The organism is Vreelandella zhuhanensis (assembly GCF_009793355.1).
Lineage (GTDB): Bacteria > Pseudomonadota > Gammaproteobacteria > Pseudomonadales > Halomonadaceae > Vreelandella > Vreelandella zhuhanensis.
In genome coordinates, this window is the sequence record NZ_WTKP01000008.1 from 123,567 (window position 1) to 134,924 (window position 11,358).

Sequence of the window (11,358 nt, forward strand, 5' to 3'; positions counted from 1 at the left end):
CCCGGGTGCCATCAAGCCTTCTCGACCAGCATGCGGCCGGTCATCTCCATGTGCATGGCGTGACAGAACCATGAACAGTAGTACCAGTACACCCCGGCCTTGTCGGCAGTGAAGGTGACGCTGGAGGTCTGCTGCGGACTGATCTCCATGGAGGCACCATGGTTGACCATGACGAAGCCATGGGTCAGATCCTCGATCTGGTCGAGGTTGGTGACCACCACAGTGACCTCATCGCCCTGCCTGACCTTAAATTCGCTCAAGCCGAACTGCGGCGCAATGGAGGTCATGTAAACCCGTACCTTGTTACCATCCCGTATGACCTTGTTGTCGCCCTCCAAGGTGACGCCGTCGGCCTTGGCCATGGCCACGGTCTCGGCGAAGAAGGGATCGTCACGCTTCCACACCCGGCTCGGGCTGAGCTGGTCGGCGCGCATCAGGATACAGTCGTGGGGCTCGGCGAAGGTGGGGCCGTCGTGCACCAGTTTCATCTCTTCGCCGGAGATATCGATCAGTTGGTCGTTTTCCGGGTGCAACGGGCCCACCGGCAGGAAGCGGTCCTTGGAAAACTTGCTTAATACCACCAGCCATTTGCCGTCGGCATCGCGGGATTCGGTGAGGCTGGCATGGTTGTGCCCCGGCTGGTAATGCACATCGAGCTTCTGGCGCAGGTAGTTGACGTCTTCGCCGTTGTAGTGGCGAATAGCGTCCTCGATGTTCCACTTGGCGACCTGGCTGTCGATGAACAGGGTGGTGTAGGCGTTGCCGCGGCCGTCGTAGGTGGTATGCAGCGGCCCCAGGCCCAGCTCCGGTTCGCCGACAACGGTATCGCGCGGCTCGATGGCATCATTGAACAGATCGGGAAGCGTGTCGATGGCGATGATGGTGCAGGTGGGCGAGAGCTTGCCGTTGGCGATGAAGTACTTGCCGTCCGGCGAGGTATTCAGGCCGTGGGGGTTCTTGGGCACCGGGATGTAGCGGGTCAGCTTCGAGCCCTTGCGACCGTCGAGTACCGGCACTTCGCTGTCGCCCAAGGTCTCGAACTGGCCGGCTTCCACTGCGGCCTCGATGGCATTGACATCGAATACCACCACCCAGTCGCGCTCGGCGCGCATGGTGTCGGCCAGCGTCATGCCCTTCTCGGAGTTGTAGCAGGTGGACGCCACGAAGCGCCCGGTATAGTCGGCGTCGGTGTTATCCAGGTTGCCGTCGACGATCACCTGCCAGGCGACGTCCATGCTCTCGGCATCGATGGCATTGAACATGGTCCAGTAGTTGTCCGGCGTCTCCAGGTCGCGGCCATCGTTGATCTGGGGAATCGGCAGCTCGGCGTTGGCGAAAACGTACTTGGTATAAGGCACCTTCTGCAGGCGTAGCCCATGGATCGCCTGAACGTTGGGGATGGTGGTGATCTTGTCCGTTTTCATGATGTCGAGACGGATGCGCGCCACCCGGGTGTTGGCCTTGTCGTTGATGAACAAGTACTTGCCGTCGTAGCTGCCGTCGGTCATCGAGACATGCGGGTGGTGGCAGTCGCCATTGAGGAAACGCGCCGAGTCGCCCAGGATCCGCTTGGACTCATTGGTGATGCCCCAGCCGGTGGCGCTGTCGACATTAAACACCGGGATGCGCATCAGCTCGCGCATGGAGGGAACGCCCAGTATTCGCACTTCCCCTTGGTGGCCGCCGCTCCAGAAACCGTAGTATTCATCGAGTTCGCCGGGAGCGATCTCGATCCCATTCTCCCCCGCCGCTCGGGCTTGTTGGCTATTAAGCAGGGCGCCAGCACCGAAACCGCTGGCCAAGCCTGCGCCGGCTACGCCGGTAACGGCACTGTTACGTAGAAAGTGGCGCCGGCCAATGTCCTTGATGGTCTTCTTGTCGCTCATGACTTACTCCTCTTGATGCGTCGGGATTCGCTGCAGTTTGCGGTTTCCGGCATTGCCGGGGTCGAACGTCTCGGTACCATCCGGGTTGCCGGCCAGGCGTGACGCTTTTTCATAACGCTTGCGGCGTTTGATCATTGGTGGACAGCGTTGGTCGTCCCAATAGTTGACTTGGCAGTCGAGACAGTAATGACACTCGTTGGCGTTGATGCGCCCATCGGGATGGATGGCACCGACTTCGCATTCGTTGGCACAAATCTGACAGGGTGTACCGCAGCTGCCGCGATGGCGTTTGAGCCAGTCGAACAGGCGCAGGCGGGCGGGAATCGCCAGACCGGCACCCAACGGGCAAATGTAGCGACAGTAGAACTTGTGGTTGAAGGCTGAGATCGCCACCAAGCCCACGGCATAGAGCAAAAAGCCCCAGTCGCGCTGGAAGCGCAGGGTGATCGCGGTCTTGAACGGCTCCACTTCGGCATAGCGCTCGGCGGTACCCAGGGAATGCAGGGAAACAGCGAACAGCGCCAGTAGAATGATGTACTTGATCGCCCAGAGCCGCTCATGAAGCCCGAAGGGCACCTCGATCTGCTTTACGCCGAGCTTGCGGGCGGCCTTGTTGACCAGGTCCTGCAATGCCCCGAAGGGGCATAGCCAGCCGCAGAATACCCCGCGCCCCCACAGCAGCAGGCTGACCGCCACGAACGACCAGAGGATAAATAGCATCGGGTCGATCAGGAAGGAGCTCCAGCTGAAGCCGGAAATCAGCGAGTTGGTAAAGGTCAGAATGTTGACCACCGAGAGCTGGGCCAGCGAATACCAACCGATGAACCCCAGGGTGTAGATGAGAAAGCCCAGGCGCAACGGGCGCTGAATACGTGGGTAGCGCACCAGGATGTCCTGAAACAGCATGATGCCGGTGAGCACGATCAGCCCGGCGACCAGCACGCCGATCTGGAAAGCCTTGTCGCGCCACACCTGCACCCAGATAGGTTCTTCCACCGGGGGCTCCGGGCGTTCAATGTAAGCCTCCGGCACCTTGTAGTCGGCACTGAAGCGGCTAAATTCGGTAGCCAGCGGCCCTGAGGCGCGGCGTACCAGTAATTCCAGCTGCCAGGGTTGGCCGGGATCGAAGCCCGCTTGCTCTCTTACGATGAAGATATCGCGCTCATCCAAGGCGGGCATGCCGTCAATGGACAGGCTGCCCAGGCGGATATGATCGCGGTCGTGAAAGCTGATATTGGTATTGCCTTGGGCCAGCTCGAGGCGATCGAAGATGCCGCCACGCACATAACCCGAGCCCTTGAAGGAATAGTCGCCTCGAGCCATGACCGCGATGGCGTGTTCGTCTTCTCCAAGTTCGGCCATCAGCTGCTCATAGCGGGTGTCACCCAGGAGGTTACGACCGGCGGTGGGCGGATTAAGATAGGTGTAGAAAAGTTCGATGAACGTCTTGTCGGCGGGTTCCGGCGTGCGCAGGTAGTTCTCGGCCGGGGTATCGACGAAAGAGGCGTCGACTTCGCCATGGGTCAGGTGCAGGCGCCGGATGGTACCGTCACCGGTAAGCTCATTCCAATCAGCAGGGGAGAACACGTCCTGCAGCACCCGTGCCGGCGGAGCGGTCGAAGGATCAGCAATCAGCCCTTGTTCGGCCGCCACCTTGCGTGCGGCACGCATGATGGTGTCATTTGCCACAATGACGGTAACCGTCGCGCCGGAGATAGCGTCTAGGTCGCCACCGATCTTGGGATTATCAGTGACATGATAAGGCAGGTGAGCATCGGCGAAATTCTGCAGTTTCTCTTCAGGAATACCCACCAGCATGATCGGTTCAGCGTGTTCGAGAACCTCGGTCACCACCAGGTCGCCATTTGTGTCGATGGCCACCAGCAAGTTGATCGGCTTTCCGGAGTAGGCGGGGATCGGCGCGATATCCACGGTCTCGAAGACATAACCGAGCAGGTCTTCTCCCGCCAGGACTTCCTGTACCGGCCATTGCGATTCGGCCTGCCTGAGATTGTCAGCCTCAGGGAAGCCGGCTTGAATTTGCGCAAGCTCGACAGCTTGGGCAGGCAGGGCCAATACCAGCATCAGCACCAGGCCGAGCCATACGTTTGGCAGCAACGCCAGACAAGCAGCACGCCTTAATGACATCATTTCCTGGAAACCATTTTCTTGGAAACTGTGGCCTTAGAAACTATGGCCTTAGAAACCATCGATGGCGTAGTCATGAATCGTCTCCTTGCCGTTCAAGGCCCTTTAAGAGAAGGGTGCTGGCGATGCGTTTAATAAAAAGCATTTATTATGCATCTTTTTGCTTGGTTGCTTGGTTCAGACATGTCCTGAGCCAGCACCTTGAGAAGGTGTATTGAAACTACATTAATTAAAGTCGCTTTAAGCGTATTTGATCTGGGTCATGCTGTATAGGTACTACCCCTTATGAGAATTTGGCCTACCTCTTAACGGGTAGTGGCTTGAGCAGGGGTAGGATGCGAGACCTGTGTATAGCGTTAAAGCCCGATACGGTGAGCCCGGTGAGTAAAGAAAATGCCACTGGGTGACTCGCTTTCCAGGCGGGTGATTTCCTCCAGGGTATGGGTGTCATAGACCGTGACGCGGTCGCTGTCTCTGGCTGAAATCCATACATGTTCACCACGGGGAGTGAATTCCATATGCAAAACGGCCTTCCCTGGTGACAACGTCGCCACGATAGCGCGAGTTTCGCTATCAATGACCTGCACCACGTCATTGTCCGGGTGCGCAAAGCTGACCCAGATTTGGCGTTCGTCCGGCCGGCTCATGACGAAGATGGGTTGGCCGTGGACCGGGATGCGCTCGGTAAGCGACCAGTCGTCGGTAGCGGCGATGAGCACTTCATGGCGACCGACCGCCGGTAACCAGGCTTCGTTTCCCGCCATGGCCCAGCCTTCCAAATGGGGCATCTTGTAGACCGGCAGGCGTTCCTCGCCACGGCCGTAGTCGGGCAGGATGCGTTGTATCCCGGCATCGGTATGCCATAGATCGAGCAAGGCCAGACCATCTTCACCAAACAGACCGGCGATGTAATAGCGTCCGCTAGGGTCGATCAGGGCGTCATAGGGATTTTTACCCACCTCGGTGAAGCGTGTCAGTTCCGGTGCTTCACCGTTCATGTCAACGAGATGAATTTCCCCGGCGTCGAACAGGCTGTAGACGAAGCGATTTCCCGGGGCGTCCACCAGTCCGACGACCTTGGAGCGCTGTTCACGGCCCTTTTCATCTATCCAGGTAGCGGGAATGTCAGCTACAAATTCAAGGTCTTCGCTGCCAAAAATTTTCACCCCGCCCGGCTCATAGTTGGCCACCGCAACGAGCCGTCCATCCTGGGAAATGGCCCCGCCAATGCTGTTGCCCGACTGCATCACGCGCGCGGTGATCTCGCCAGTCAACAAGTCGACCTTGCTCAAGCCTCCATCGCGACCGAAGACAAAGGCGTAGCGCATGTCCCGCGAGAATTTCACCGAGGCGTGGGAGAGATCGCCCAGTCCTTTCACCTGATCAAGTATCTGGCGTTGGCTGGTATCTACTACGGCAAGGCTGCCGGTGGCGCGCTCCACGATCACACCGAGGTCACCGGTGCCATGAAGTGCCTCGGGAGTTGTCTGGCAACCAGCAAGTAGCGCGAGTAACGCTATGCCGGCGAAAGGTTTACGTATCGAATTCAGCTTCATGGGGACTCCAGCGTCAGCGCGCCAAGGGGTTGTCGTTTTGCAGATGATCGGCGAGCCAGCGTGCATCCTGTTCGCTAAGCAAACCTTCCCAACCGGGCATGGCGGTGCCGGAAATGCCCTGCAAGATCAACCTGGCCAGGCCATCGCGGGGATAGGTATTCATGCGTTCGCGGGTCAGGGCGGGGCCTAGCCCACCCTTTAGGGTCATGCCATGGCAGGAGCCGCAATCCTGGTAAAGCAGTGTTTCCAGTTCCTTTTCCCGAGCCGTGTCGATATCTAGCGCCATCAGTGGCTGAGCGGGCAGCAGCCAAAGCGTACAGAGCAGGATGGCGCGACTTAGAAGGGACATGAAAGCTCCAGGCAAGTGGAAAGGAGTGGACGAAGTGTCGAGTTTCCGGTTCGGAGCTATATTGATTTGTGTCAATGAAACGATGCTTAAGCACTGTTTGAAAAATAGATCAGTTTTTCTGGCGCCTGACAATGTCCATTCGGAGGTAGGCGCGGATGAGGTAACGAATGAATTGCTGCAGATCAACTTGTTATACGAAACCTTGCTCAAAAATCAAAAGATGCATGAAAAATATCTTTTAATCGATCAGTCTTTTTGGAGGCAGCGCTACACCTGGGTTTCTCCAGCGAAAATAAAAATAGCATTACCTGACAAAGCTGCTTACGTGGACCATTGAATAGGTGAAACGATGATGAAGAGAAACAGGTATCTCAGACCACTGGTAGTGGCTGTCACAGCTGCCTCACTCGGCTTGGGTTTGGGCATGGTACAGGCTTTTGAGGATGATCCCGATCAGGAGCAAGAGGCGGCAAGAGTCTATCGGGGCACGGAGTCACCGGTGGAAGCGGCGACAGCCAAGGCGGTGCGCAGTCCTGGTGCCCCTGACCTTACGGAGGAGGAGTTCGAGCGAGCCAAGGAAATCTACTTTCAGCGTTGCGCAGGCTGTCATGGGGTGTTGCGCAAGGGGGCGACCGGCAAGCCGTTGACCCCGGAGGTTACCCAGGAACGCGGCCTGGACTATCTCAAGGTTTTCATCAATTACGGCTCCCCGGCCGGCATGCCTAACTGGGGTACCTCGGGCGATTTCTCCGAAGAAGAAGTCGAATTGATGGCCAAGTACATCATGCATGAACCGCCGGTTCCGCCTGAATTCGGTATGCCCGAAATGCAGGAAAGCTGGGAAGTGATGGTGCCGCCGGAAGAACGTCCCACCCAGCAACTGAACGACCTGGACCTGGAAAATCTTTTCTCGGTAACGCTGCGCGATGCCGGTCAGATCGCCTTGATCGATGGCGCTAGCAAGGAAATCATCGATATTCTTGATACCGGCTATGCGGTGCATATTTCGCGTATGTCCGCCTCGGGTCGCTACCTGTTCGTCATCGGTCGCGATGCCAAGGTAGACATGATCGACTTGTGGATGGAAGAGCCGGGAATCGTGGCGACCATCAAGGTGGGATTGGAAGCACGCTCCGTCGAAACCTCGAAGTTCGAGGGTTACGAAGACAGCTTTGCGATCGCCGGTGCCTATTGGCCGCCTCAGTACGTGATCATGGATGGCGAGACCCTGGAGCCGAAGAAGATCGTTAGTACCCGGGGCATGACCGTCGGCACTCAGGAATATCATCCTGAACCGCGCGTGGCGGCCATCGTGGCCTCACACCAGCATCCCGAGTTCATCGTCAACATCAAGGAAACCGGCAAGGTTCAGCTGGTCAATTACGAGAACCTGGATGCCTTGAGCACGGTGGAGATCGCCACGTCTCGCTTCCTGCACGATGGGGGCTGGGAGAGCAGCGGCCGTTACTTCATGACGGCAGCCAACGAATCCAACCAGATCGTGGTGATCGATGCCCAGGAGCGCGAGCTCGAGGCCATCATCGATGTGGGCAAGATCCCGCACCCTGGCCGCGGTGCCAATTTTGTCGACCCTGAATTCGGGCCGGTATGGGCGACCAGCCACCTGGGTGATAACACCATCCAGCTGATCGGTACCGACCCTGAAGGTCATCCGGAAAATGCCTGGAAGGTGGTGCGTATCCTCGAAGGTCAAGGCGGCGGGTCGCTGTTCATCAAGACCCATCCGGCGTCGAGTAACCTTTATGTCGACACACCGCTTAATCCCGGTGAAGCGCTTAGCCAAACCGTAGCGGTCTTCGACCTCAACGATATAGAAGCCGGCTACGAAATCCTGCCTATCGCCGAATGGGCTGATGTGGGAGAAGGGCCCAAGCGGGTAGTGCAGCCGGAATACAACAAGGCGGGTGACGAGGTGTGGTTCTCGGTATGGAATGCCATGGACCAGCAGTCCGCCTTGGTGATCGTCGATGACACGACGCGTGAGCTGAAGGCAGTGATCAAGGATGAACGATTGGTGACGCCGACCGGCAAGTTCAACGTTCTCAATACTCAGCACGATATCTACTGAACAGGAAGCGGCAGCGGTCCGAGAGGGCCGCCGCCCTTCCCTATAAAAGCAGTACCAGACAGAAGTGAGCTGTGCCGATGCATTGCCAACCCCAGGATTTCGATATGCTGGACCGACGTTTGATCGATTGCTACCAGCGCGATCTACCGGTTTGTCCCCAGCCCTTTCAGGCCATGGCCGAGCGTCTTGGCACGTCCGAAGCAGAGGTGATCGCTCGCCTGCAGCGGCTTCAGGCGCTGGATGTACTGAGCCGTGTCGGGCCGGTTTTCGAACATACCTTGGCCGGGGCCAGCTTGTTGGCCGCCGTGGCTGTTCCGGAAGAAGAACGCGATGCCTTTGCAGAGCTCATCAACCAAGCCCCGGGGGTGAATCATAATTACGCCCGGGAGCACCATTACAACTTGTGGTTCGTGATGACCGCACCGGAGGAACAGTGTCTTGACGAACGCTTGAACCACTTGGAAACCATGCTCGGCCGGACGATTCTGCGCCTGCCCATGCTGGAAAGCTTTCATATCGACCTGGCGTTTACGATTCCTTGGGCTGAGCTGGAGAGAATATGACAACCACAACGCCGCTTGTCTTGGAGCGTGTTTGCCAAGCCCATGAATCCGACGCTCATCGTCACCTGCGGGCACTTCTTGAGCAGGGATTGCCGTTAACCCCACGGCCCTGGCAGGCGCTGGCCGAGCAGTGTGGTCTGGAAGAAGCCGAGGTCATGGCCTGCGTGGACCGCTGGCAGGATGAAAAACTGATCAAGCGCCTGGGGCTGGTGGTGCGTCATCGCTGCCTGGGTATCAGGGCTAACGCCATGGTGGTGTGGAACGTGCCTGATGAACAAGTGGCTCGCGTGGGCCAAGCCTTGGCTCAAGAAAGTGTCGTTACGCTGTGCTATCGCCGCCCCCGCCGCCTTCCCGACTGGCCGTTCAATCTTTTCTGCATGATCCATGGCATTCAGCGTGAACAGGTCCTTGCCCAGCTCGAGCTTCTCGTTCACCACCATGGACTCGCGGAAATCGACCACCAGGTGCTGTTTAGTCATCACGCCTACCGCCAATGCGGTGGGCGTTATGCCCAGGGAGGGAGCTATGCGCAATAAGGACGGGATTAACGAGGTTGAGCTTGATGCTGACGACCGGCACGTCATCAACCGCCTGCAAGATGGATTACCCTTGGCGCCGCACCCCTACGCGCTGGTGGCGGGGGAGCTCGGTCTATCTGAAGCCGAATTGATTGAACGTCTGGCGCGGCTGCGTGATACCGGCGTGCTGAGCCGTTTCGGCCCCATGTACCATGCCGAGCGCTTGGGAGGCGGCCTGACGCTGGCGGCCCTGGCGGTACCGGAGATGGACTATGAGCGGGTGGCCGGAATACTCGACGCCTTCCCTGAAGTGGCCCATAACTATCGTCGCGAGCATGCATTGAACATGTGGTTCGTCCTGGCCACCGAGACAGCGGAGCGTATCCCCGAGGTCGTGGCGGAGCTCGAGGCGGCCACCGGCCTGGCGGTCTTCAACATGCCCAAGGAGAGGGAATTCCATGTCCGACTTCATCTGGCCGTCTGAGGAGGGCAAGAGCAAGAGTCTGGATGAGCAAGACCGCGCCATCGTGCTGGCCACTCAAGCAGGCTTGCCGCTGGTCTCCGACCCATGGACGGCGGTGGGTGAGCAGGTCGGCATGAGCGGCGAAGAGGTACTGTCGCGCATGCAGGCGATGCTCGAACGTGGCGTGATCCGCCGCATTGCCGCGGTGCCCAATCACTATCGCCTGGGCTACGTGGCCAACGGCATGACGGTGTGGGATGTGGCGGATGCCGATGTCGAGCGACTGGGCCGGGAAATTGCCGCTATCGAGGGGGTCAGTCATTGCTACCAGCGCCCACGCCACCTGCCTCACTGGCCCTATAACCTTTTCGCCATGCTCCACGGGCGAACTCGTGAGGAAGTCGAACAACAAGCCCAGGTGCTTCGCGCCTGCTTGGGGGAGGCATGCCACGGCCATCGCATTCTCTATAGTTCGCGCATATTAAAAAAGACCGGATTGCGCCTGGCCGCCGCAAATCTGCAGACCGCAAGCACCGAGACCGACGCGCGAGGCTGAGCCTTGCCGCAGAAGGAGAACGCCATGTTCCGTGTCACCCGCTATATCAAGACCCTGCTCGAACCCGGACCGATCCCGGGGGCTCGCAAGCCTCCCGGCCCGGTGGTGATCTGGAATCTGATCCGCCGTTGTAACCTGACTTGCAAGCACTGCTACACCGTCTCGGCGGATATTGACTTCAAGGGCGAACTCACCACCGCTGAGGCGCATGCGGTGCTCGACGACTTGCAGGGTTTTCGCGTGCCGGCGTTGATCCTTTCCGGTGGCGAGCCGTTGATGCGCCCGGACATATTCGAGCTTTCTCGGCGGGCCAGGGCGCTGGGTATCTACACCGGCCTTTCCACCAACGGCACGCTGATTACCGAGGCGAATATCGAGGAGATCGCCGATGTCGGCTACGACTACGTGGGCATCAGCATTGACGGTCTGGAAACTACCCACGATACCATTCGCCAGCGCAAAGGGGCCTTTCGCGAATCAATGCATGCGGTGAAGCTGTGCAAGGCGAAAGGCATCAAGGTGGGGCTACGCTTCACCCTGACACGGGAAAACTATGAACAGTTCGGCGATATTCTGGCGCTGCTCGATGAGCACGATATCGATAAGTTCTATCTCTCGCATCTCAACTACGGCGGTCGCGGTAATCGCCACAGCAAGCAAGACGCCTGGTACCAGATGACTCGTGATGCCATGAACCGACTGTTCGAGCATTGCCGTAGTGAACTCGAGCGTGGGGTGGAGCGCGAATACGTTACCGGCAACAACGATGCCGACGGTCCTTTTCTGCTGCAATGGGCCGAGCAGCATTTCCCGGATGAAGCCGAAGCGTTGCGCCAACGCCTGGTGAACTGGGGAGGTAATGCCTCCGGAGAACATATCGCCAATATCGACAACCTGGGCAATGTGCATCCCGATACGTTCTGGTGGGATCATGACCTGGGCAATGTGCGCCAGCGACCTTTTTCCGAAATATGGCGTGATACTAGCGATTCCCTGATGCAGGGCTTCCGGCAACGGCCACGCCCGGTGAAAGGGCGTTGCAGCGCCTGCCGTTATTTGAGTATCTGCAATGGCAATACCCGGGTTCGGGCCTGGAAAGTCAGCGGTGATCCTTGGGAAGAAGACCCCGGCTGTTACCTGACCAACCAGGAAATCGGCGTTGATGATCAAGAAATACGGCGTATCAGCGTTCCTTTTGCGTCCATCCCCGCCACCGAGCTCTAGCCGAGG

The 11,358-nt window shown here is 58.4% G+C and carries 11 protein-coding genes; 7 read left to right on the forward strand and 4 right to left on the reverse strand.

Annotated elements, in window-relative coordinates; all coding sequences use genetic code 11:
- Positions 1–11: 11 nt before the first annotated feature.
- From nosZ to GPM19_RS12225, 4 genes are all read right to left on the reverse strand, one after another.
- A complete protein-coding gene (gene nosZ / locus GPM19_RS12210; protein WP_160419301.1) occupies positions 12–1,886 on the reverse strand; it encodes a TAT-dependent nitrous-oxide reductase in 1,875 nt (624 codons plus the stop codon).
- A 3-nt stretch (positions 1,887–1,889) separates the two neighbouring features.
- Positions 1,890–4,034 carry a transcriptional regulator NosR gene (nosR, locus tag GPM19_RS12215; RefSeq protein WP_160419302.1) on the reverse strand — a complete coding sequence of 715 codons (2,145 nt, stop codon included), beginning with the start codon at positions 4,032–4,034 and terminating at the stop codon, positions 1,890–1,892.
- 356 nt (positions 4,035–4,390) lie between these two features.
- Positions 4,391–5,590 (reverse strand): cytochrome D1 domain-containing protein, encoded by a 1,200-nt coding sequence (locus GPM19_RS12220; RefSeq protein WP_160419303.1) that lies wholly within the window; start codon positions 5,588–5,590, stop codon positions 4,391–4,393.
- Positions 5,591–5,603: 13 nt separating this feature from the next.
- Entirely contained in the window at positions 5,604–5,939 is a 336-nt protein-coding gene (locus GPM19_RS12225; RefSeq protein WP_160419304.1) for a c-type cytochrome, read from the reverse strand.
- On the opposite strand from GPM19_RS12225, the gene GPM19_RS12230 reads away from it, so the two are divergent.
- The 7 genes from GPM19_RS12230 (at position 5,938) to nirJ (ending at position 11,352) form a co-directional block, all read left to right on the forward strand.
- Positions 5,938–6,276, forward strand: coding sequence for a hypothetical protein (locus tag GPM19_RS12230; protein ID WP_160419305.1), 339 nt, complete (start codon positions 5,938–5,940; stop codon positions 6,274–6,276). The two genes, GPM19_RS12225 and GPM19_RS12230, sit on opposite strands and share 2 nt — an antisense overlap.
- Before the next feature lie 87 nt (positions 6,277–6,363).
- Complete coding sequence (locus GPM19_RS12235; RefSeq protein ID WP_319928121.1) at positions 6,364–8,028, forward strand: cytochrome D1 domain-containing protein; 1,665 nt, start codon at positions 6,364–6,366, stop codon at positions 8,026–8,028.
- A 104-nt stretch (positions 8,029–8,132) separates the two neighbouring features.
- The gene (locus GPM19_RS12240; RefSeq protein WP_227842396.1) at positions 8,133–8,591 is read left to right on the forward strand and encodes an Lrp/AsnC family transcriptional regulator; all 459 of its coding nucleotides are present in this window, start codon (positions 8,133–8,135) and stop codon (positions 8,589–8,591) included.
- A complete protein-coding gene (gene ahbB / locus GPM19_RS12245; RefSeq protein ID WP_160419308.1) occupies positions 8,588–9,127 on the forward strand; it encodes a siroheme decarboxylase subunit beta in 540 nt (179 codons plus the stop codon). The genes GPM19_RS12240 and ahbB (GPM19_RS12245) overlap by 4 nt, the downstream gene beginning before the upstream one ends.
- Positions 9,117–9,593, forward strand: coding sequence for an Lrp/AsnC family transcriptional regulator (locus tag GPM19_RS12250; RefSeq protein ID WP_160419309.1), 477 nt, complete (start codon positions 9,117–9,119; stop codon positions 9,591–9,593). Before ahbB (GPM19_RS12245) ends, GPM19_RS12250 begins: the two co-directional genes overlap by 11 nt.
- A complete protein-coding gene (gene ahbB / locus GPM19_RS12255) occupies positions 9,568–10,128 on the forward strand; it encodes a siroheme decarboxylase subunit beta (RefSeq protein WP_160419310.1) in 561 nt (186 codons plus the stop codon). The genes GPM19_RS12250 and ahbB (GPM19_RS12255) overlap by 26 nt, the downstream gene beginning before the upstream one ends.
- 24 nt (positions 10,129–10,152) lie before the next feature.
- Complete coding sequence (gene nirJ / locus GPM19_RS12260) at positions 10,153–11,352, forward strand: heme d1 biosynthesis radical SAM protein NirJ (RefSeq protein WP_160419311.1); 1,200 nt, start codon at positions 10,153–10,155, stop codon at positions 11,350–11,352.
- Positions 11,353–11,358 lie beyond the last annotated feature (6 nt).